At 65.4% G+C, this 21488-nt stretch carries 18 protein-coding genes; 3 read left to right on the forward strand and 15 right to left on the reverse strand.

Going from position 1 to position 21488, the window contains the following annotated elements:
- The first annotated feature begins 86 nt into the window (after positions 1-86).
- The 3 genes from IVB19_RS28400 (at position 87) to IVB19_RS28410 (ending at position 3572) form a co-directional block, all read left to right on the forward strand.
- Positions 87-2777 (forward strand): flavin-containing monooxygenase, encoded by a 2691-nt coding sequence (locus tag IVB19_RS28400; RefSeq protein WP_247820390.1) that lies wholly within the window; start codon positions 87-89, stop codon positions 2775-2777.
- Between the two features lie 128 nt (positions 2778-2905).
- Complete coding sequence (locus IVB19_RS28405; RefSeq protein WP_018457466.1) at positions 2906-3178, forward strand: hypothetical protein; 273 nt, start codon at positions 2906-2908, stop codon at positions 3176-3178.
- Between the two features lie 88 nt (positions 3179-3266).
- Positions 3267-3572, forward strand: a complete 306-nt coding sequence (locus IVB19_RS28410; RefSeq protein WP_018457465.1) for a hypothetical protein — start codon at positions 3267-3269, stop codon at positions 3570-3572.
- Positions 3573-3591: 19 nt separating this feature from the next.
- Here the strand turns inward: IVB19_RS28410 and IVB19_RS28415 are convergent, their stop codons facing one another.
- The 15 genes from IVB19_RS28415 to IVB19_RS28485 all read right to left on the reverse strand — a co-directional run bounded on the left by IVB19_RS28415 (position 3592) and on the right by IVB19_RS28485 (position 21479).
- Positions 3592-3747 (reverse strand): hypothetical protein, encoded by a 156-nt coding sequence (locus IVB19_RS28415; RefSeq protein ID WP_018457464.1) that lies wholly within the window; start codon positions 3745-3747, stop codon positions 3592-3594.
- 114 nt (positions 3748-3861) lie between these two features.
- Complete coding sequence (locus IVB19_RS28420; protein ID WP_247820391.1) at positions 3862-4377, reverse strand: septal ring lytic transglycosylase RlpA family protein; 516 nt, start codon at positions 4375-4377, stop codon at positions 3862-3864.
- Between the two features lie 93 nt (positions 4378-4470).
- Complete coding sequence (locus IVB19_RS28425; protein ID WP_247820392.1) at positions 4471-4692, reverse strand: hypothetical protein; 222 nt, start codon at positions 4690-4692, stop codon at positions 4471-4473.
- Between the two features lie 30 nt (positions 4693-4722).
- Positions 4723-5973: a DUF1501 domain-containing protein gene (locus IVB19_RS28430; RefSeq protein WP_247820393.1), complete on the reverse strand. Its 1251-nt coding sequence runs from the start codon at positions 5971-5973 to the stop codon at positions 4723-4725.
- Between the two features lie 2 nt (positions 5974-5975).
- A complete protein-coding gene (locus IVB19_RS28435; protein WP_247820394.1) occupies positions 5976-7427 on the reverse strand; it encodes a DUF1800 domain-containing protein in 1452 nt (483 codons plus the stop codon).
- 172 nt (positions 7428-7599) lie between these two features.
- Positions 7600-10119: a M56 family metallopeptidase gene (locus tag IVB19_RS28440; protein ID WP_247820395.1), complete on the reverse strand. Its 2520-nt coding sequence runs from the start codon at positions 10117-10119 to the stop codon at positions 7600-7602.
- Positions 10116-10505 carry a BlaI/MecI/CopY family transcriptional regulator gene (locus IVB19_RS28445; protein WP_247820396.1) on the reverse strand — a complete coding sequence of 130 codons (390 nt, stop codon included), beginning with the start codon at positions 10503-10505 and terminating at the stop codon, positions 10116-10118. The genes IVB19_RS28440 and IVB19_RS28445 overlap by 4 nt, the downstream gene beginning before the upstream one ends.
- Positions 10506-10768: 263 nt before the next feature.
- Positions 10769-12421: an NAD-dependent malic enzyme gene (locus IVB19_RS28450; protein ID WP_256474570.1), complete on the reverse strand. Its 1653-nt coding sequence runs from the start codon at positions 12419-12421 to the stop codon at positions 10769-10771.
- Between the two features lie 301 nt (positions 12422-12722).
- Positions 12723-13721: a Bug family tripartite tricarboxylate transporter substrate binding protein gene (locus tag IVB19_RS28455; RefSeq protein ID WP_247820397.1), complete on the reverse strand. Its 999-nt coding sequence runs from the start codon at positions 13719-13721 to the stop codon at positions 12723-12725.
- Positions 13722-13818: 97 nt separating this feature from the next.
- Positions 13819-16149: a mechanosensitive ion channel domain-containing protein gene (locus IVB19_RS28460; RefSeq protein ID WP_247820398.1), complete on the reverse strand. Its 2331-nt coding sequence runs from the start codon at positions 16147-16149 to the stop codon at positions 13819-13821.
- Between the two features lie 1034 nt (positions 16150-17183).
- Positions 17184-18134 (reverse strand): polyphosphate kinase 2 family protein, encoded by a 951-nt coding sequence (locus IVB19_RS28465; RefSeq protein ID WP_247820399.1) that lies wholly within the window; start codon positions 18132-18134, stop codon positions 17184-17186.
- On the reverse strand, positions 18094-19113 hold the full coding sequence (locus IVB19_RS28470) for a branched-chain amino acid ABC transporter permease (protein WP_026232717.1): 1020 nt from the start codon (positions 19111-19113) through the stop codon (positions 18094-18096). Before IVB19_RS28470 ends, IVB19_RS28465 begins: the two co-directional genes overlap by 41 nt.
- Positions 19110-19991, reverse strand: coding sequence for a branched-chain amino acid ABC transporter permease (locus IVB19_RS28475; protein WP_247820400.1), 882 nt, complete (start codon positions 19989-19991; stop codon positions 19110-19112). Before IVB19_RS28475 ends, IVB19_RS28470 begins: the two co-directional genes overlap by 4 nt.
- Before the next feature lie 13 nt (positions 19992-20004).
- Complete coding sequence (locus IVB19_RS28480) at positions 20005-20709, reverse strand: ABC transporter ATP-binding protein (protein WP_085350252.1); 705 nt, start codon at positions 20707-20709, stop codon at positions 20005-20007.
- Complete coding sequence (locus IVB19_RS28485; protein ID WP_247820401.1) at positions 20709-21479, reverse strand: ABC transporter ATP-binding protein; 771 nt, start codon at positions 21477-21479, stop codon at positions 20709-20711. Before IVB19_RS28485 ends, IVB19_RS28480 begins: the two co-directional genes overlap by 1 nt.
- Positions 21480-21488: the final 9 nt, after the last annotated feature.

Consider the following 21488-nt stretch of genomic DNA (forward strand, 5'->3'; position numbering starts at 1 on the left):
CTACCGAAGATTGCACATGCCGTGATGACAAGCCGAACCTGCAGCGATAGCCTGCGGGCAAAACAAAACACACGGGAGGAAATGCCATGCCTGATGCAATGGTTGCTGCACGTGCCTCGGACACGGGGCGCGGAACCAGCCGGCAGGTCGATGTTGCCGTGGTCGGTGCCGGATTTGCCGGCCTCTATCTTCTGCATCGGCTACGCAAGGCCGGCCTGACGGCGGTCGGCCTCGAAGAAGCCGGCGACGTCGGCGGCACCTGGTACTGGAACCGATATCCCGGGGCGCGCTGCGACATCCAGACCATTGATTACAGCTACACCTTCGATCCCGACCTCGAGACCGCATGGACCTGGTCGGAGAAATACGCGACCCAGCCCGAGATCCTGCGCTATCTCGGCTTCGTCGCCGACCGCTACGATCTCAGGCGTGACATCCGCTTCAAGACCAAGGTCACGGAAGCGAAATGGGACGAGGCGATCGAGCGCTGGCAGCTCACCACCGATAATGGCCCGCCGGTCTCCTGCCGCCATTACATCATGGCCACCGGCTGCCTCTCGGCGCCGAAGCCGCCGGAGATCGACGGCGTGAAGGACTTCAAGGGCGAGGTCTATTTCACCGGACGCTGGCCGCATGACGGCGTCAATCTCGCCGGCAAGCGCGTCGCGGTGATCGGCACGGGATCGTCGGCCATTCAGTCGATCCCGCTGATCGCCGAGCAGGCTGCGCACCTGACCGTGTTCCAGCGCACCCCGAATTTCGCGCTTCCGGCGCACAACGGTCCCGCGCCGTCCGATCGCATGAGCCTGCTGCAAGGCGATCGCGCGGCCTATCGCGAGCAGGCACGCCAGTCGATGGCCGGCGTACCCTATCCGCAGCAGACGGTCGTGAGCTGGCAATTAAGCGATGCCGAGCGTCGTGAGCGCTTCGAACGCGCCTGGGCGGCCGGCGACCTCGTCCACATCCTGACCCAGCTCTGGGCCGACCAGGCGGTGGACATCGACGGCAACAAGATCGTCCAGGACCTGATCCGCGAGAAGATCCGCGCCGCCGTCAAAGACCCCGAGACCGCCGCGGCGCTGATGCCGGACGATCATCCGTTCGGCGCCAAACGCCCCTGCCTCGATACCAACTATTACGCGACCTACAACCGGCCGAACGTCACGCTGGTCAATCTGCGTCAGGAGCCGATCAAGGCGATCACCGCAAGTGGGATCACGACGGCCAAGCGCAGCGTCGACGTGGACGTGATCGTGTTCGCGACCGGCTTCGACGCCATGACCGGCGCGATCCGCGCCGTGCATCCGATCACCGGACGTGGCGGCAAGTCGCTCACCGACGTCTGGGCGCAGGGGCCGCAGACCTATCTCGGCCTCACTGTCGCAGGCTTCCCGAACTTCTTCATGATCACCGGTCCCGGCAGCCCGTCGGTGCTGTCGAACATGGCGGTGTCAATCGAGCAGCATGTCGACTGGGTCGTCGACCGGCTCAAAGCATTGCGCGACGGCGGCTTCACCACGATCGAGCCGACCGAGACGGCGCAGGCCGGCTGGAACAGGCACATGGCCGATTGCTCGATGGTGACGCTGCACCGGCTCGCCAACACCTGGTACACGGGCGCCAACGTGCCCGGCAAGGTGCAGGGCCTGATGCCCTATACCGGCGGCGTCGGTCCCTATCGCAGCATCTGCGACGAGGTGGTCAGCCGCGGCATGCTCGGCTTCAAGCTGACCGGCCCCGACGTCGCCGCGCAATGCCATGACGGCGAGGTGGTGCGGCTGCAGCCGGACGTGCGGCTGGTGCTGAACCTGCTGGCGTCACTCAACCTGCCGCCGATCGAGTCGATGGGCGCCCTCGGCGCCCGCGCCTTCGTCGACGAGTTCAACAAGGGCCGCCCGGCGGGACGGCCGATCGGCGAGATGGTCGACGGCACCCTGACAGGCGCCGACGGTCCGCTGCCTTACCGGGTATACCGGCCGGCAACGCCGGGGCCGCATCCGGTGGTGGTCTATTTCCACGGCGGCGGCTGGGTGCTCGGCGACGAGCAGTCGGACGAGCCGTTCTGCCGCGACATGGTGCGGCGGACCGGCATGATGCTGGTCAGCGTCGGCTATCGTCATGCGCCCGAGCATCGTTTCCCGGCCGCGGCCGAAGACGGCTATGCGGCGACGCGCTGGATCGCCGAGCACGCCGCCGAGCTCGGCGGCAGGCCGGGCCCGGTGCTGGTCGCGGGCTGGAGCGCCGGCGGCAACATCGCCGCCGTCACCTGCCAGCTTGCGCGCGATCGCGGCGGCCCTGAGATCGCGGGCCAACTCCTGATCTGCCCGGTCACCGACTGCACCTTCGACCGCCCCTCCTACAACGACAATGCGACCGGCTATTTCCTGACGCGCTCGCTGATGTACTGGTTCTGGGACCTCTACTGCTCGCCGACCGACCGCACCGATCCACGCGCCTCGCCGCTCCGCGGCAAGGTCGAAAGGCTACCGCCGGCCTTCGTCGTCACCTGCGAATTCGATCCCCTGCGCGACGAAGGCATCGCCTATGCCGAGGCGATGGCAGCCGCCGGCGTCCCGGTCGAGCAACTCAAGGCGCGTGGCCATTTCCATTCGTCCTTCACGATGGTGGACGTGATCATCACCGGCGCGCCGGGCCGGGTGCAGATGGCCGAGGCCTTGCGGCGCTTTGCCGGGCTTCCGCCGGAGGTCAGCCGCGGCGATGAGACCAGCCTCGGCCGCACTGGTACGGAGCACAGAATCGCGGCGGCCGCGAGCTGACAGCGAAAATTGGCGGAACCATTTCCCAGCCGCCGCGTTAAGGGGCGTGAGGCACTGAGATGCAGTAATGGGTGTAGGCCCCGGCACGCAGGCTTGTGTGCCGGGGTCTTTTTGCGTGAGGCGGGACGATGGGGGACGTGGTCGGGGATTCAAAGGTCGACTTTGGTGTCCTTGCGGTGCTGCATAAATGGCCGTCGCTTGCGAACCAGCGACGGTCGGACCGAGCGTCCTACCAGGTGATCGAGGGTACGCTCGACGAATGCATCTCGGCGTTCATGGCGAAGCCGGCGGCGACCAGGCATCTCTATGAGATCCGCACCATCGCGCAACCGCCGCTGGTCACGGACATTCTCTCGCCCGAGCACATCACGGAGCTGGCGCGGCTGCGCGAATTTCTCTGATCCTCGCAGAAGCACCGGCTGAGCGCGGGAACCTTCTGCCGGTTTTTCCCGTTGATGGTGATCGGAAGCGATGGCGTGAGTGCCTCACATGCTTGAAGCCGGCGTGCCAGCCCCTGTCGTGCCCTATGGCGCAGACCAGACCCTGTTCGTGGTGATCGACCGCCTCGACAAGGCGACCGAAATTCGTGTCGAGCGAAGCGATCTCGACGCCACGATCGGCGAGCTCGTCGCTGGCTGCTTCAACGACCCCATCAAGGTCATCTCGTTCAACACGCTGGAGCACTGGATGAAGGACATCTCGACCGATGTCGCCGGCGAGATCCGGGCGCGCTGTGACATTGATGGCATGACGCTGCCGGACTATCTCAGCGACTTCGTCGAAAGCCACAGCTGAGCGCGCATGGGGATGAGAATCAGGCGCGCCGGTACTTGCCGGCGATGACCTCGATCTCGCGGCGGCGTTCGTGCGCGAAGGTCAGGAGCTTTTCGATCGTCAATGTATCCGTGATCCGTTTGGCCAGCCGCTCGGCGCGTGCGGCCTGATCTTCGAGATACTGGATCGTGGTCAAACGCCGCCTCCCAAGAGCTTCGATCTGAAGTCCCGAATTGTTTGGGTATCCATCGTGCGATGGAGCGGCTAACAGCCGGTTAAGCACAGCGCTTCGGATCGATGCAGCCGCAAATTATTGCACCACGTCGAGCCGGACATTGGTGACACCCTTGTCGACCATGCCGAGCGCCTCCGCCGCGGAGGGAGAGACGTCGACCACGCGTCCGCGAACATGCGGCCCGCGATCGTTGATCCTGACGGTGACGAAGCGGCCGGATGAGACATCGGTGACGCGCAGCTTGGTGCCGAACGGCAGGCTGGGATGGGCCGCGGTCAATTCGTTCTTGTCGAACCGCTCGCCGCTCGCCGTCTCCGTGTCCGAATAGAAACTGGCGACGCCGTGGGAGACGCTCTGCTTTGCATCACCGTCGGGGATGCGCGCCCGGCTGATCGGACGCGGATGCAGCGCCGCCACCCTGTGCGGTCGTTCGACAGCGGCCTGGCGGTGGGTGCCGAGATCGGCCTTCTGGCGGCCGACCGGCGATTGCGCACACGCCGCAAGCGACGCCGCGCCGATGGTGGCGAGCAGGATCCGGCACAGGCTTGCCGGCGAAATCCGGGCATTTTCGGCACGTGCAAAGCAAGACATGATGCGCCCTCCGAATGGCCCCGAGTTTCGGTGGGCAATGAGGGCAGAACCTTGTCGGAACGAAAGCGCGCCTGAGGCCGCAGCCGTTTCGGGTTAGCTGTGGCGATTCCACCACACTGGCTTGTCCTGAATCGAGACAGGCTCGTGGGATAAGCCCGATACGACGCGCCAGATCGGGCGCGTCTCCGGCGGAACCTCGTCAGGTTCGGCGCCGCTCCTCGAGAGCCGCGCGAGCTCGCGCCGATAGAGCCGCCGCCAGCCGGTCCTCAGGCTGGCGAGAAAGTCGAGCTCCCGTTGTGTCAGCGTGCACATCATGAACCCGATCCGGTTGTGAGAGCCGCGTCGTCAGCCGACGAGGCCTCCCATCGGCTTGACGTCGGTGCTGCCCGGGAAGACTGTTTCTGCGAGCACCTTCTCCTCGACACGCAGGTGATCCCTCAGCAGGCCTTTCAACACCGCGCGCAAATCCGTGGTCGGCTTGAGATCGCGATCCTCGAAGAGTTGCGCCGGCTTCAGACCCGGCCAGTCCGCGATCACGCGACCACCGTTGAGCCCGCCGCCGATCAGGAAAGCGACCGTGCCCGTGCCGTGGTCCGTGCCCTGCGTCCCATTGATGCGCGCGGTTCGCCCGAACTCGGTGACAACGGCCACGACTGTTTCGCGCCACGCGTCGCCCATGTTGCTCTCGATTGCGGCAAAGGCGCCGTCGAGCGCACCGAGCAGATTGTAGAGCTGGCCCGAGGCCACGCCCTCCGCGATGTGCGTATCCCAGCCGACGAAGCCCATAGCGCCGACACGCGGACCGTCGGGCTTGGCGAGATAGCGCGCGGCCGTGCCGGCGGCTTCGGCAAAATAGGCGCGCACGCGCGCGATGCCGGGCGGCGGCAAGGTCGGATCGTCGGACATCGGATCGCCCGCGCCTGGTGCGCCGCCGAGCGAAGCGAGCCTCATGCGGGCCTGGAGCACGGTCGCAAGCTTCGGATCGGTGTGCTGGTAGAGATCGAGCAGGCGGTTCTGCGTGTCCTCGCTCGCCGGCAACAATCTCTGCGGCACCCATGTCATGACGGGCGCCGAACCGCGCACCACCAGCGGCGTCACGGAGCCAATGCCGAGCGCGCGGCTGCCGCGCGGGTCGACGCGCCCGCCGGATTCCAGCGCGAGCAGCGCGCGGTTGAGCCATCCCGAGCTGGTCATGCCCGGCCTGACGAGCCCGCTTTCCAGCACGTCCTGGCCGTCGAAATGCGAACGCTCGCGATAGGGCGTCGCGGTGGCATGGACGATTGCGGCCTTGCCGCTCTTGTAGAGGCGATGCAGATTCGGCATCGCCGGATTGAGCGCGAAGAAGGCATCGAGCGGCAGCGCGGGCGGCTTGCCGTCCAGCACCAGCGCACGATCGCCGCGCAGGGAGATCCAGTCGAGATCGCCGACCGGCGCGACCGCGCCAAGGCCGTCGAGCGCGCCGCGCAGGACGATGACGAGCAGCCGTGGATCGCGCCCTTCGGCACGCGCGATCCGCGGCATCTGGCTCCACGCGAATAGCGCGCCGGAGCCGACCAGAAGCTCGCGCCGCGTGGGCAGATGATGGTCAAAGCCCATGGTCACCTCCTCTGGAAATCCGCCGACATGAACAACAGCGCGAGCGCCTGCTGCCGGCTCTCGGCGCGGCCGACGGCCTGCTTCACCTCGGGCGATATCTCCGATGCGAAGACGTCCTCGATGATCGCCTGCGGATCAGCCGTACCGGCGAGGCGCTCGGCAAAATTGTTGGCGATGTCGAGCCGCCGGCCGATGCCGTCGATCCAGCTCGCCTCGTCGTCCGGATAGCCCTTGGGCGCGGATGGACGCCACAGCGCCTCGCCGAGCAGCTCCAGCCCGCCGGTGAAGCGGACTGGATCGACCGTCGTGGCGCCGGTCGCGCGCACCATGCCAACGCCCCACTCGCTGGGGCGCTTGAGCTTTGACGGCGCCCCGCGCCAGGCCTCGTCCGAGGACACCATCGCGATCGCGACCTGCTTAAGATCGCCCTCGGTGTCGCGAAAAGTCTTCGCCATCTGCTCGATCAGCACAGGCGGCGGCTCGTCGGCGACGAAATGGCGCGCGAGCTTGGTCGCGATATGGGTTGCGGTCGCCGGATGCGCGGCGAGATCGCGCAGCACCGCGCGGCCCTGCTCGGCATCCTCCTGCTCGTAGCGCTTGCCGAGCACGGTTTGCCCGCCGGGCTCGTGCAGCCGCGGATTAAAGGTGAACTCGCCACCGTGCTCGGGATTGTCACCGGGCGGCACCAGCGTCCATCCCGTCAACACATTGGCGAAGCTGATGACGTCGTCCTGGGTGTAGCCGGCGCGCACGCCAAGCGTATGCAGCTCCATGATCTCGCGCGCGATGTTCTCGTTGAGGCCGCGGCTGCGGTTGATGCCGGCGATCGAGTTCGCGCCCATCGAGCCGAGATTGTCGAGATAGAACAGCATCGCCGGATGGCCCTCGACGGCCAACAGGAGATCGACGAACCGGCCGAGCATATTGGCGCGAACGGCTTCGCGCTCATAGGCGCCGGACATGCTCTGAATCTTGTTGGCCGAGATGCAGAAATGGTTGGACCAGAACCACACCAGCCGCTCGGCGAAGCCGATGTCGGCGGCAAGCGCGGCATCCGTGCGCAGCTTGGCTTCCTGCAAATAGATCGGACGCCCGGGATCGGGCACGGCCTCGGCCGCCTGCTTGGCCGCCATCTCGGCGGCGTCCTTGTCCGCACCCTGCCCTTGCGTCTGGTCTTCCGACATTGTCGGCGCGGACGCCGTCTGCTGCTTCTTGGCCTGCTGCTGCGCCTGCTTGGCCCTAGCCGCGCGCCGCGCATTGGCGTCGGCAACAGTGCGATAGGCCTTTGCGCTGGTGGGAAGGACGGCGGCGGCGGTCAGCGTGAGCGGCCGGTCGAGATCGGCGATCAGTGCGCCGCGCGGGTCGGTGCCGACGGCGGCGACCGATCCCGGTCGCGGCCCCATCCCGAAGCGATGAAGCGCCAGCACAGCTTCGGCCTTTGCGGAATTGGTCATCGCGAACGCCTGATTTTCTCGAGGCCTGCCAGCGGCACGCCGCACGAAGCTACGAACCGTAATGCTACAGATTGTAGCATTTCCGGTGCTGGCCCGCAAGCAGAGATTGCGAGGTCCCGTCCGATATCGCGAGCCGCCCATCCGGCGTGACGGATGGACGGCCGCAACGCTCCTAGAAATTTGGGCCGAGCGCGATCTTGGTGATCGTGCCGTTCCTGACGCCGATCCGCCATTCCGCCGAGCCGTTGGCGAACTGGGCGATGTAGATGTCGCTGTCGAGCGCGGTGACGCCGCGGAACGAGACCGCACGCAGCGCGCCGAGCTTCGCCAGGATCGCCTGGTCGAACGGAAGCTGCTGCCGCGTGATGTCGGCGACTTCCGACGTCATGTGCTCGTAGTCCGGCTGGCCCTTGCCGACATCAGCGATATAGCGGCGCAGCATATCCTCGCCATTGGCGATCGGAACGGCGCGGCGGGCCGCGCGCCCCGGCTTCGCGCCGATGTTGGAGGCCTCGACATTGTGGAAGCGCGTCTGCCGGCCCGGCATCAGCACCTCGAGGCACCGTCCGGATTTGTCGGCGATCACCCAGGGATTGTTCACCGTGGTCGTGGCCGCCCAGCTCATGTTGGGCCTGACCACGCTCAGGGCCTTGCGATTGCCGTCGGCATCGAGATTGAAGACGCGGATGTCCTCGCCCATCTCGTTGTAGACCATGATCCGGATCGGCGAAGTGCCGGCGCGGCCGCGCACATTCGCCTCCTCGGCGCACGAGACGATGCCGCCGAGCTCGTCATTGCCGTCGGCCCGGAAGATGACGTCGCCGGCCTTGCCGTCTGGCTCGAGCAGCAGGCGGAATTCCGCTGTGCCGTTCTCGAATTTCGCACCATAGATGTCGTAGCCGCCCGGTCCGACGCCGCGGAAGAACAGCGACTCCACCGGACCGAGGGCGACGAAGGTGGCGTGCAACTCGTCGACCTGGCGGTGGACCTTGGCGGCGAGCAGTGCGCTCATCCGGTCGTAGTTCGGCGTGCCGCTGCGCAGATCCTCGATCCCGCGCAGGATCATTTCCTTGCCGCCGGCGACCGGGACCTGCTCGCGGAAACGATCGGGGACTTCCGCGACGCGACGCGCGAAGTCGGCCTCGATCGCCTGCGCCGCCGCCGCATCGATCCGCGATGCGAGACGGGCACCGAACACCGCGTTCTGGACCAGCACGCGCGAGACCCTGGCCTGCTCGTCGCGCAGGAAAACCAGCAGATTGTCGCCACGGATCGAGAAGGCGTCGGCCCCCTCAGCGAGGAGCGCAGCCCGGCCCTGCACGGTTTCCTGCACCTGGAGCCGATCCCCGTCGCGGCGTACGGTGAGCACGCGGTTCGGTGCGACCCTGTACCAGCCGACATATTGATCGAGTGATCCGGAATCGGTGGCCGCCGTCGGCATCTCGGCGAGGCGAAGGGCGCGGATATCGCGGCCGTTCATGCGCAGCATCAGCTCGGCGGAGCGGCGCTCCGCATCGAGCGGGAACGTGATCTCACCGGACGAGGCGGGGTAGGATGCGATGCCGTCGGTGCCGACCGTCAGGCGCAATTTGCGCTGGCCGGTGAGCTGGCCGTAAACCTCGTCGCCGTCGCGGAAGATCGCGAACACCGAGGTCGGACCCATGGCGTAGAAATTGACGAAGGGGCGGTAATGCTGGGCCGGCACCTCTCCACTATCCGCGGCGAGCGGCGCAGGCTCCGGCGTGCGATAGGCGATCATGCCGGCGGACACGATCGCGGCCGGGACGATCGCAGCCGCGATCCACGCCCGCTTGCGCCAGCCGACCGCGACGGGCATCGCGGCGGCCGCGATGATGCGCTCGACGCGGGCGCGCACGGTCGAGGCCCTCGCCATCGCGAGCTCGACCGGCCGCGGGTTTACCGTGCTTGCAAAATCAAGCAGGATTTCCGCATAGGACAGCCGGTCGTCGATCACCTCGATGGCCTCGGCGTCGCTGATGATCTCGGCAAGTTCGGCCAGACGCGCGAGCTGCCACCACGAGAACGGGCTGAACCAGAACACCGCGCGATTGAGGGAGGCGAGCAGGAGTATATAGAAATCGCGGTTGGCGACATGCGCGCCCTCATGCGCGAGCACCGCGAGACGCTTCTTGGCGTCCCAGCCGGCAAATTGCGGCGGCACCAGAATGGTCGAGCCAAACGTGACGGGACCGCCGACCTCGCGGCTGACGCGCACATCGGCGTCGACCATGTGCGGACCGTTGATCGGCCTTGCCGCGCGCGCGAGGCGCCAGGTCAGACAGAGGCCGATGGCCAGCCGCAGCAGCAACAGGCTGGCGACGCCGGCATGGATGACGGTAGCGATCAGCCACCAATTGATTGAGACGCCGCTCTTCGACGGCGGAACAATCGCCGCGCCGGGCGTCATCGGCTGCATGGGCTGCGGCATCTCGAACGTCGAGATATCAGCCGGCATGACATCAGCCGGCACGGATACCGGCGATGGCAGCCGGGTGATCGTGACAGTCGGCCAATGCATCACGAACGGCATCGCCAGCGATGCCAGCAGCACGACGACCCACGCCGTCATGTGGACGTGCGGATTGCGCACGCGAAACAGGTTGAGGCCGAACCAGACGACGCCTCCCAGCACAAGTGAGCGCAGCGCCGCCTCCGCCAGAGTTGCGATCATTCTTTCTTCACTCCCCTCGCCTTCGCCTTGGCCACCTGGTCGGCCAGTGTGCGCAACTGCTGCTGATCGAGCATCGCATTGTCGACCATGCCGACGAGGACCTCCTCCATCGAGCCGTTGCAGAACCAGTCGACGATGCGCTGCACCGCCTTGGCCGCAACCCGCGCGCGCTCTTCGGCTGCGTGGTAGACATAGGTGCGTCCGTCCACCGTGTGCCGAGCATAGCCCTTTTCTTCCAGCCGGCGCAGCACCGTGCGGACTGTCGATTCCTTCAGCCGACGCGACAGCTTCTCGCGCACAACCTCGGCCGTCACAGGACCATGGGCCCAAACCAGTTGCATTACCTCGTGCTCGAGGTCGCCCAGTTCGGGCAAACGATCGTCCATGGCGGCTTACCTTGATTTCGAATTTCTTGTAACGCTACAGAGCGTCGCATATACGGCCGCGCCGCGCAACCGGGTTTCTACCTGAAATGGTATCGCTGTGCTGACCTAACGTAGCTTGCTTCAAGCGGTCGTCGTGCCCGGGCTTGTCCCGGGCATCCACGTTCTTCGTACCATCCGGCGAGGCGTGGATGGCCGGGACATAGGCGAGCGGAAGCGACGCCGTCCTTCGGACGGCTATGCCCGGCCATGACGAGGCGGAGGCCTCAGTACTGCGGCTCGTACATCTGGGACTGAACCAGTCCCTTCACGTCGTTCGGCGCGGGTCCGTCCGCGAGCCCGCGCTGAAAGGCGACATCGGCGACGGCGGCGGCGATACGCACCGAGACTTCGCGGATGCGTGGCAGCGCCGGGTAGAGGCTGCCTTGCGCGAGATCGTCCTTGCCGACGCAATCGGCGAGCGTATGGGCGGCCGCCATGAACATCTCGTCCGTGACCAGCCGCGAGCGGCTGGCGATGACGCCGAGGCCGACGCCCGGGAAGATGTAGGAGTTGTTGCCCTGGCGCGGCACGAAGGTTCGGCCGTTGAGCTTGACCGGGTCATACGGACTGCCGCAGGCAAACAGCGCGCGGCCTCCGGTGTAGCGGTAGGCGTCCTCCGCCGAACATTCGGCCTTCGAAGTCGGATTGGAGAGCGCGAACACGATCGGCTGCTCGTTGAGCTCGGCCATCGCCTTGAGCACGTCGGGCGTGAAGGCGCCGCCGACCGCGGCAACACCGATGATGGCCGTCGGCTTCAGCGTCCTGATCGCGGTGAGGAAGTCGGCGATCGGCGCCTGACCGGCATGGGCATAACGGAGCTTGTGACCGGACAGGCCTTCGCGGCCGCCGACGACAAGGCCGCGGGTATCCACTAGCCAGTTGCGGCGGAGCGCCTCGGCTTCAGAGGCGCCCTCCGCCATCATCGCGGACGTCACGAGATCGGCGATGCCGGTCGCGGCCTCGCCGGCGCCGAGGAACAGGATGCGCTGGTCCTTCAGCTTGCCGCCGTTCACGCGCAGCGCCGAAAACAAGCCGGCGAGCGCCACCGCAGCCGTGCCCTGGATGTCGTCGTTGAAGACGCAGGCGTCGTCGCGGTATTTGTGCAGCAGCTTGAACGCCGAGTGGTTGGCGAAATCCTCGAACTGGATCAACACTCCCGGAAAGGTCTTACGCGCGGCGACCATGAACTCGTCGACAAAGCTGTCATAGGCCTCGCCCGTGAGCCGCCGCTCGCGCAAGCCGAGATAATACGGGTCCTTCAGCAGCTCTTCGTTGTTGGTGCCGACGTCGAGCACGATCGGCAGGCACGTTTCGGGATGCACGCCGGCGCAGGCGGAATAGAGCGAGAGCTTTCCGACCGGAATGCCCATGCCGTTGGCGCCGAGATCGCCGAGGCCGAGGATGCGCTCGCCATCGGTGACGACGATCAGCTTGGCCGGATAGGGCCAGTTCTTCAGGATCTCGGCGATCTGGCCGCGATCACGCGAGGAGATGAACATGCCGCGTGGGCGCTGGAAGATCAGGCCGTATTTCTGGCAGGCGAGCCCGACCGTCGGCGTGTAGATGATCGGCTGGATCTCGTCGATATTATCGACGACGACGCGGAAGAACAGCGCCTCGTTGCGGTCGTGCAAGGCATTCAGCGCGACATATTTTTCGAGATCGGTCGGGAGCGTGCGCAGGTTGACGAGCACGCGCTCGACCTGGGTCTCCATCGTCAGCACGCAAGGCGGCAGCAGGCCGCGCAGGCCGAGATCGTCGCGCTCCTGCGCGGTGAAGGCGGTGCCCTTGTTGAGCAGGGGATCGCGCAGCAGCGCCATGCCGTGCACGGAATCGGACGATGTCGAATGGGCGCTGACCCGAGCAGGTCTATTCACGAATTCCCCCAGGGAGTTTCTTATTGAAGGGCGGGCATTGTCGGCCAGCGCTCACCTGAGATCAAGGACGCAGAAAACCGCGGCAAGCATTGTGATCCCGCACCGCAGCGAGACTTTCGTGACAGACGGCCGTCGTGTGCGCGAAAGGTTAACGCCGCAAAGCTGATCGTTCCCCTCATGGTGAGGAGCGCGGAACGCGCGTCTCGAACCATGCAGGCCCTGCTCTCTGCGGCGCATCCTTCGAGACGCCCGCTTTCGCGGGCTCCTCAGGATGAGGAAGAGTACTTGTCAGACAGTGAAGTTATTCCGCCTTGATGTCGGCGGCCTTCACGATCGGCCACCATTTCTCGGTCTCGGCCTTCTGGAAGGCTCCGAGTGCCGCGGGTGTTTGCTGATCCGGCGGAGGAATCTCCTGCCCCAATTCGCCAAACCGCTGCTTGACGGTGGGATCGGCAAGCACGGTGACGATGGCCGCGTTGAGCTTTGTGACGATCTCCTTCGGCGTGTTCTTCGGTGCCCAGATGCCGTGCCAGTAGGAGATGTAGAGACCGGGCAACCCCGCCTCGTCGACAGTCGGGATATCGGGCGCGGAGGCGAGCCGCGTCGGCGACGTCACCGCGAACGCCTTGATCGCACCGTTCTTGTAGTGCGGCAGCGAGTTCGAGGCCTGATCGAACATGATGTCGATCTGCCCGGCCACGAGGTCGATCATGGCGGGCCCCGCGCCGCGATACGGCACGAACTGGAAGTCGGTGCCGGTCCTCTCCTTGAAGAAGACACCGGCGACGTGGGCCCCCGTGCCGGCGCCGGCCGTGCCGGCAGTCACCTTGCCGGGGTTGGCCTTCAGCCACGCGATCATCTCTTTCAGAGTGTTGGCTTCGAGCGTCTTCCGGCCGACGATGAGCTGCGTGCCCATCGCGATCGTCGCGACCGGCTCGAAATCGGCGATCACGTCATAGGGCAGCTTGAAGATCGCGCCGTTGAGCACATGCGTGCCCCAATGGCCGATCGTGATCGTCGTGCCATCAGGCGTTGCGCGCGCGACGCGGGCGCCGGCGATGCTGCCGGAGGCGCCCGCCACGTTTTCAACCACGATCGTTGCGTGCAATTCGGCGGCGATGCGTTCGGACAGGATGCGTGCCAGCGTGTCGGTCGGACCGCCCGCCGCGAACGGCACCACGAGGGTGATCGGCCGCGACGGGAACGGCTGGGCGTTTGCCGGTGTGGCCCACGCCGCACATCCGAGCAACGCACAAATGACGATCACATGATCGCGCAGTCCGGCCCACCGCCCCCGCATTCCACCCACCCTTTTCACCGCCCGCATGTCGTCAGCGAGCTGGGGCGAAGTGAACGCTGCCGGTTCGACCAAGGCAAGCGGTAAGTTTACCGGGCGACTATCCTGCCGCTCGACGCGGCGTCAGATGAGCGGCGCTGTCGGCCGGCGGCGCGATGTGCATCAGGATGGTCTGGGTGGCGGATGCGACCTCGATGCCGTGGTGCTGGAAACGCTGCTTCATGCGGCGGTTGAATTCGCGCTGCACCGGCCAGCGGCCGGCCTCGGTGCAACGGATCTGGCCGACGATCGACACCATGGCGCCGTCGACCTTGTCGATGCCCCAGAGCTCGAGATCGCCGCGGATCAGGCTGCGGAATTCCACCTCGCGGCGCATCTCGTCGACGATGTCCTTGAGGATCTGGCCGGCGCGGTCGGTATCCTCCTTGTAGGCGACGTTGACGCTGACGGACGCATTGCCGGCGCCGCGGCTGGCATTGGTGATGGTCGTGACCGCGCTGAACGGCACGATGTGCACGGCACCGTCCCCGGCCCGGAGCCTGATCGTGCGGATCGAGACGTTCTCGACCACGCCCGATAGCCCGGATACGCTGACGCTGTCGCCGACCTGGACGGTGTTCTCCAGCAGCAGGAACAGGCCGGTGATGAGGTCCTGCACCAGCTTTTGCGAACCGAAACCGATGGCGATGCCGACGATGCCGGCGCCCGCCAGCAGCGGCGCGACGTTGACGCCGATCTCGCTGAGCGCCGTGAGGCCGACGACGGTGGCGATCACGCAGAGCAAGGCCGTCCGCAGCATCGGCTGAAAGGTCCGCAGCCGCGCGGCGCGGGCATAGTGCCCGTCGCGCGACAGCGTATTGATCTGGCGGTCCAGCAGCGCGTTGCTGGCTTCCCAGATCGCGGCCGCGATGAATACGGCAAGTCCGATCGTCACCACCGCCGAGATCAGCCGGCTGCCGATCTGGCCGCCGTAGAACCAGACGATCGCGTCCACGCCCCAGACTTCGAGCACGGCCACCAGGCCAATGAAGGCGATCACGCCAGATACGATCTTGCGCAGCAGCGGCAGATAGCGGTTGGCGCGGATCTCGAGGCCCGGAAAGCGCTGGAGGATTTCCGGCTTGATGCGGAAGCCGCGGTCGATCAGGCCCAGCGTCAGCATGATGGCAACGCGCGTGATCAGCGCCACCGCGATGGTGCCGACGAAATATTGCAGCAGCAACGAATAGCCGTTGCGGATGTTCAGCGCCCACACGGCCCACAGCGCGAGGTCGAGCGCGATGGCGAGATAGTGCCAGCCGCCCGCGATACGGTTGCGCAGTCGCGCCGCGATGCCCTGCCGGTCGGCCGGCGCGCGGATGGCCTCGGCGACCTGGCGGCGGCATTGCAGGATGATGACGACGATGAAGAGATGCACGACCAGCATCACCATGCGCAAGAGCGCGGCGTAGCCGGCGCGATGCAGGCCGAGCAGCAGCGCCACATTGGCAAAGGCGATGCCGGAGACGCCGACACCGACGATACGGCGCGCCCAGATCTCGATATAGGCGGCGGTTTCGGCCTTGACCGGAAACAAGCCGAACGGTCCCGCGAGCACACGGACCACACAGATGAGCCCGCGCGAGCACGCATAAGCGTTGACGACCGCGAGGATCACGAGGCGGACGGTGGCGGGCTCGCCAATCTCGGTGCCGAGCAGCGCCGTGGCGACGCCGACAAAGACCAGCACGGGAAGCAGCTCGAGCAGGAAGCGTCCCAGCACGAGCGGCAGCCGCAGCATGATTTGCCAGGCCCGCGCCAAGCTGTGGCGGCGCATGTGCAGTTCGGGCGCGGGGGTGACATCGGCGACCGATGACGGCGGATCGGCAATGGGCAACACCTGCACCGGCAGGCGCGCCGTTTGCGGCATTCGCCCTTCCAGGAACGCGACAGGGCGGCGGATCAGACGGAACATCACCCATTCGGCGCAAAAGGCGCAGCCGAACACCAGCGCGAGCTTCCAGGCGATCTCGATCAGGAGATTGTAGGCCGCGGGATCGTTCGCGGTCCGCACGATCCAGTAATAGAACGCCGGGAAGTGCGTGAGCGTCCTGGCCATATCGGCGACGTCTCGCGAAATTTCGCCGATCTCCTCGGACACGGTGAGCATCAGCTGCGCACCGAGGCCGTCGGCCGCGAGCGGGATCGGCGATTTTGGCTCGGGCGCGGGCTGCTGTGGACCGGACACATTGGCGATCGCGCGCAGCGTGTCGATCATCTGCGCGCGCTTCTTGTCGTCCTGCAGCGTTTCCAGCGCGCGCTTGGCCTCATCGGGCGACAACGCGGCAGCGCTATTTGCTGCCGGCGCAGGCGGCGCGGCGCGGACGCTGGAGAGAGATGAGATCGCGATCAAGAGCGCGGCGAGAAGCGCGGAGGCAAGCTTATGCGACACGAGGGATTCCCTGGGAGAAATGATGCGACGGCGACGTCGGGCCCGTCACCGCCGAAGCACATGCATCATGTCGGATCGACGCTATTCGCCCGGGCGCTGTGTCGGAAGTTGGCCAATGAGGCGACATTCTCTTGGCATTTGCCGCGGTGCAGGAAGCCGGAACAGCAGTCTCAAGGCAGGACGTGCAGCGATCGGAATGCAGGCACGCGGCTGGAAGCTCAACCGCGGCCATTCTTCGAGACGCCCGCCTGCGGCGAGCCCTCAGGATGAGGGATGAATATGCGGCAACATTTCAACGCAGTGGATGCAGCTGAGCCTCATCCTGAGGAGCCGCGGAACGCGGCGTCTCGAAGGACGAGGTGCTCGCTCAGGCGCTGCTCAGACGTCATATGCGACAGCCCTCCGTCATTCCGGGAGTCGGCCCGGAATGACGGCCGTGAGGAGGAGGAAGAGAGAAGCACGATGTCAAAAGCACGGCGGCCGCGTCACGGCCCTCCGACGTGGATGGGTGTGCAATCGATGTGATGCACAATACAGCGCCGGGCAGGTAGGGGCTATGCCACACTGATGCAGCCCTCTAAACCTTGGCCCGGCGTGCCGTTCGCGGTTTTCTGCCGCTATGCGATAGTCCGAACGAGCTCCATCGCACTTAACGCGGCTGGATCTGCGGAGGTGGTGTCATAGACCTCCCCTTGCTCTTGATGTGGACGTTGCGCGTCGCTTGTTTGCGACCATTGAGATGGTCCTCCCGTGACGCAGAACTGTCAAGCAAGATCAACGGCGCGCAAATCACATTTGAGGGCGCGTTCCATCTGACTGCGACGGATTCGCATGCAGCGAAATGCGAGAAGTGGGCGAATTGCGAGGCCGCCCTTCCCGCCAATGTAGAACGCTTCTGCTACCGGTGGACGCGGGTACTGAGGAATTTGGGGATGATGACATCATGCCCCTGTTTTGCCCGACGAGTCAAGCGATTTCGTTAAATCCGCAAGCGCTCGCGCTGACCTTCAAGTCATTGATTTCGCTATCCCCGGCTACTGTGCATGGGGTTGTTTTCGCGTTTTTTGTTTCTTGCCCGCCTTCTCCTCCTTCTCCAGGGCCTTGCGCACCTCGTCGAATTCGCCCAGCGATGCCTTGTCGGCGCGAGGAAAGCGCAGATCGAGCTTTTCGAGCGCCGCGACGATGGCCGACCCGATCACGACGCGCGCGAACCATTTGTGGTCGGCCGGCACGACATACCACGGCGCATGAGGTGTTGCCGTGTGCCGGACGATGTCCTGATAGACGGCCTGGTAGCGCGGCCACAGCGCTCGTTCCTTGATGTCGTCCATGGAGAATTTCCACTGCTTGGACGGATCCTCCAGCCGGTCGAGGAAGCGCTCGCGCTGCTCGTCCTTGGACAGATTGAGGAAGAACTTCAGCACCACGGTGCCGTTGCGACAGAGATAGCGCTCCCACGCACAGATGTCCTCGAACCGCTCCTTCCAGATGTTCTTGGTGACGAGCTTTGGCGGCAGCTTCTCCTTCGCGAGGACCTCCGGGTGCACGCGCGTCACCAGGCATTCCTCGTAATGGGAGCGGTTGAAGATGCCGATATGGCCGCGCTCCGGCAGCGCGACCACGTGGCGCCAGAGGAAATCGTGGTCGAGCTCCTTGCTGCTCGGCGCCTTGAAGGCACTGACTTCGCAGCCCTGCGGATTGATGCCCTCGAAGATCGCCTTGATCGCAGAATCCTTGCCGCCGGCATCCATCGCCTGGAACACGATCAGCACCGACCAGCGGTCCTGGGCGTAGAGCTTCTCCTGAAAGGCGATCAGCCGCTTCATGTTGGCATCGAGAATCTCCTGGGCCTTCTCCTTGTCGAGGTCGCCCTTCTCGTTGGTCTTGTGGTCCTTGAGATGAAACTTGCCCGAACCATCGTAGCGGAACGGCGTGATGTAGCGGTCAAGTTCCTGGGCGAGCGATTTGGACGACTTCTTGCTCATGAGCGCGGGACACCTTGCGTTGCGGCTTCAATCGGTCGAGCAAGCTACCAAGGATACCCTTGGGAAGGAATATGATGAAAAGCACGAGCAACACGCCGTAGACGAGATTGTCCCAGCCGACCGCCTTGGTGCCAAAGCCGATGCGCAGGGTCTCGGCCAGCATAATCGTGATGATAGCGCCGAAGGTCGGGCCGAGCGAGACGAACAGGCCGCCGACGATGGCCGCGAACACCATCTGGAGCGACACCGCGATGCCGCTGACGGTATCAGGCGTGATGAACATCTGGTACTGGCAGTAGAGCGCGCCGGCCAATGCCGTCATCAGCGCGCTGAGCAGCGTGATCTTCAGCTTCTCCGCGGTGACGTCGACGCCGGCGGCCGCCGCGGCGTCCTCGTCCTCCGAGATCGCCTCCAGCGCATAGCGGGCCATGCTGCGGTCGACCCAGTGCCAGACCACGATGCCGAACAGCCAGACCCCGAGCGCGATCAGGTACCAGGTGATCTTGTCGTCGAATTGCAGCGACCAGAGCTTGTTGCCCGCGGCCCGGTTCGGCGTGTAGCCGAGCGAGCCGCCGGTGTAGTCGCGCGTCGCCGTAATGACCTGGAGCACGATGCCGGAGAGCGCGAGCGTCACCAGCACGAAATAGTGCCCGGTGATGCGGAAGCGGAAACAGGGATAGCCGACGATCAGCGCCAGCGCGCCGGCCGCGACCATGCCGATGGGGATGCCGATCCAGGGCGACCAGCCCAGGTGATTCCAGAGTAGCGCGGTGACATACGCGCCGATTCCCATGAAACCGCCGTGGCCGAGCGAGACGAGGCCGAACCGCCCCATCATCGACCAGGACGTATAGGCGAACGACCAGATCAGGATCAGCACCAGGATGTGCAGATGATAGGGATCGCGATAGACGAAAGGCAGCGCGACCAGCGCCGCCAATCCGATCCCCCAGGCTGCAAGCCGTCCCCGCCCCATCATCGGCGCCTCGCGAGCAGGCCCGCGGGCCGGATGAACATCATGACGATGAAGAACGCGAAGGCAAGCACATAGCCCCATTCGAGATCGGAGAACAGGCCGCCGAGCGAGATGATCTCGGCGAACACGAAGGCGGCGATGAAGCCGCCGATGAAATTGCCGAGGCCCCCGAGCACGCAGATCAGGAAGGTGATCGGCCCGAACGACAGGCCGACGAAGGGATGCACGTCATATTGCAGAACCAACAGGCAGGCGGCGAGCCCGGCCAGCCCCCCGCCGATCGCGGAGGTGATGAGATAGATCCGCTTCGTGTCGACGCCCATCAGCGCCATGATCTGCCGGTCCTGCGAGATCGCCCGGATCGCGGTGCCGGTGAAGGTCCGCGTCATGAACAGATAGACCGCGATCATGCCGACTAGCGCGGCCAGGAAGGACAGCAGTCGTGCGTAGCTGAAATTCATGTCGCCGAAAGCGAGCACCGGCAGGCGGATGCCGAGGTTGCGGAAGTCGATGCCGAAGGCGACGGTGGCAAAGCTCTGCAGCACGAACAGCACCCCGCCGGTCGCGAGCAACTGGTTGATCGGCGGCGCAGTGAGCAGCGGCGCGATCACGAGGTAATGCAGCGCCGCGCCGAGCAACGCGACCAGCAGGATGGTGAGCGGCGCGGCGAAGAAATAGCTGATGCCGTAATACTGCACCAGGAAATACATCGCGTACATGCCGATCATCACCAGCTCGGCGTAGCAGATCCAGGTCACGTCGATGACGCCGAAGATCAAATTGAGCCCGAGCGCGAGCAGCGCCAGCACGCCGCCGAGCAGGATGCCGTTGATCACGGCCTCCAGCAGGTAGATGTCGAAAATGTCCAAAAATGCTTGCATGCCTTCATGAACCTCACACCCCGAGATACGCTTCCTTGACCGTGTCGCTCGCCAGCATCTCGGCCGAGGTGCCTGAGGACCTGATCGTACCCGCCTCGATCAGATAGGCGCGATCAACCACTTTCAGCACCTGCTGCACATTCTGCTCGACGATCAGCACGGTCAGCCCGCTGGCGCGGATCCGCTTCACCAGTTCGAACACCTGCTGCACCACGACCGGCGCGAGCCCCGCCGACGGCTCGTCGAGCAGCAGCAGCTTTGGATTCGACATCAGCGCGCGGCCGATCGCGCACATCTGCTGCTCGCCGCCGGACATGGTGCCGGCCATCTGGTGGCGTCGCTCCTTCAGGCGCGGAAACAGCTCGAACACCACGTCCAGCCGCTCGGCATAGTGGCCGCGCGCCTCCTGCATGAAGGCACCCATCTTGAGATTGTCGTCGACCGAGAGCTGCGGAAACAGCCGCCGGTTCTCCGGCACATGCGCGATCCCGAGGCTGACGATCTTGTGCGGCGGCGTGGCCACGACGTCGACGGCTTCCATTCTGATCGAGCCGCGCGAGGGGCGGATCAGCCCGGAGATGACGCGCATCAATGTGGTCTTGCCCGCGCCGTTCGGCCCGATGACGCCGACGGCCTCACCCGCCCTCACGTCGAGATTGACGTCGAACAGTGCCTGGAAGGTACCATAGCCGGCATTGACGCCGCGGAGCTCCAACATCACTGCACCCCCGCGCGGCGGCGCGCTGCGGCGGCCGCAGCCTGCGTGGTCTCGGCATCGGTGCCGAGATAGACCTCGATGACGCGCGGATCGCCGGCAACGGCACTCGGCAAACCTTCGGAGATCTTCTCGCCGTGATCGAGCACCATGACGCGATCGACGACGCGCATCAGCACGCCCATGATGTGCTCGACCCAGATGATGGTGATGCCGAGCTCGTCGCGGATGTTGCGCAGCATGTCGGCCGCCTGACCCATCTCGGCCTCGTCGAGGCCGCCGAGGCTCTCATCGGCCAGCAGAAGTTTTGGCGCGGTGGCGAGTGCTTTCGCCAGTTCGAGCTTTTTCAGGCCGGCTGCGCCGAGGCCGTCGACGCTGGCATGGCGATCTGTCGGCAGACCGACCATCGCCAACGATCGCTCGGCCGCCTCCTCAGCCTTGACGCGGCTGTGGCGGCCCTGGCCGTAGAATCCCGCGAGCGCGACGTTCTCGAAGATCGTCAGGCGGCGGAATGGCCGCGGGATCTGGAAGGTGCGACCGATGCCGCTGTTGATGATCCGGTGCGGCGGAAAGCCCGCGATCTCGGAGCCGTCGAACAGGATCGAACCGGAAGTCGGCGCCAGCGTACCCGAGAGCATATTGAAGATCGTGCTCTTGCCCGAGCCGTTGGGGCCGATCAGGCCGAGGATCTCGCCCTGATCGACTTTGAACGACACATTGTTGACGGCGGTGAAGCCACCAAACCGCTTCACCAGCCCGCTGACTTCCAGCACCGTCCCGCT

The sequence above is a fragment of the Bradyrhizobium sp. 187 genome (assembly GCF_023101005.1).
Lineage (GTDB): Bacteria > Pseudomonadota > Alphaproteobacteria > Rhizobiales > Xanthobacteraceae > Bradyrhizobium > Bradyrhizobium canariense_D.

Bases quoted from the DNA above. Each gene is read 5' to 3' on its own strand.
- IVB19_RS28400 (WP_247820390.1), top strand. From the start codon at position 87: ATGCCTGATGCAATGGTTGCTGCACGTGCCTCGGACACGGGGCGCGGA.
- IVB19_RS28405 (WP_018457466.1), top strand. From the start codon at position 2,906: ATGGGGGACGTGGTCGGGGATTCAAAGGTCGACTTTGGTGTCCTTGCG.
- IVB19_RS28410 (WP_018457465.1), top strand. From the start codon at position 3,267: ATGCTTGAAGCCGGCGTGCCAGCCCCTGTCGTGCCCTATGGCGCAGAC.
- IVB19_RS28420 (WP_247820391.1), bottom strand. From the start codon at position 4,377: ATGTCTTGCTTTGCACGTGCCGAAAATGCCCGGATTTCGCCGGCAAGC.
- IVB19_RS28425 (WP_247820392.1), bottom strand. From the start codon at position 4,692: ATGATGTGCACGCTGACACAACGGGAGCTCGACTTTCTCGCCAGCCTG.
- IVB19_RS28430 (WP_247820393.1), bottom strand. From the start codon at position 5,973: ATGGGCTTTGACCATCATCTGCCCACGCGGCGCGAGCTTCTGGTCGGC.
- IVB19_RS28435 (WP_247820394.1), bottom strand. From the start codon at position 7,427: ATGACCAATTCCGCAAAGGCCGAAGCTGTGCTGGCGCTTCATCGCTTC.
- IVB19_RS28440 (WP_247820395.1), bottom strand. From the start codon at position 10,119: ATGATCGCAACTCTGGCGGAGGCGGCGCTGCGCTCACTTGTGCTGGGA.
- IVB19_RS28445 (WP_247820396.1), bottom strand. From the start codon at position 10,505: ATGGACGATCGTTTGCCCGAACTGGGCGACCTCGAGCACGAGGTAATG.
- IVB19_RS28455 (WP_247820397.1), bottom strand. From the start codon at position 13,721: ATGCGGGGGCGGTGGGCCGGACTGCGCGATCATGTGATCGTCATTTGT.
- IVB19_RS28465 (WP_247820399.1), bottom strand. From the start codon at position 18,134: ATGAGCAAGAAGTCGTCCAAATCGCTCGCCCAGGAACTTGACCGCTAC.
- IVB19_RS28470 (WP_026232717.1), bottom strand. From the start codon at position 19,113: ATGATGGGGCGGGGACGGCTTGCAGCCTGGGGGATCGGATTGGCGGCG.
- IVB19_RS28475 (WP_247820400.1), bottom strand. From the start codon at position 19,991: ATGCAAGCATTTTTGGACATTTTCGACATCTACCTGCTGGAGGCCGTG.
- IVB19_RS28480 (WP_085350252.1), bottom strand. From the start codon at position 20,709: ATGTTGGAGCTCCGCGGCGTCAATGCCGGCTATGGTACCTTCCAGGCA.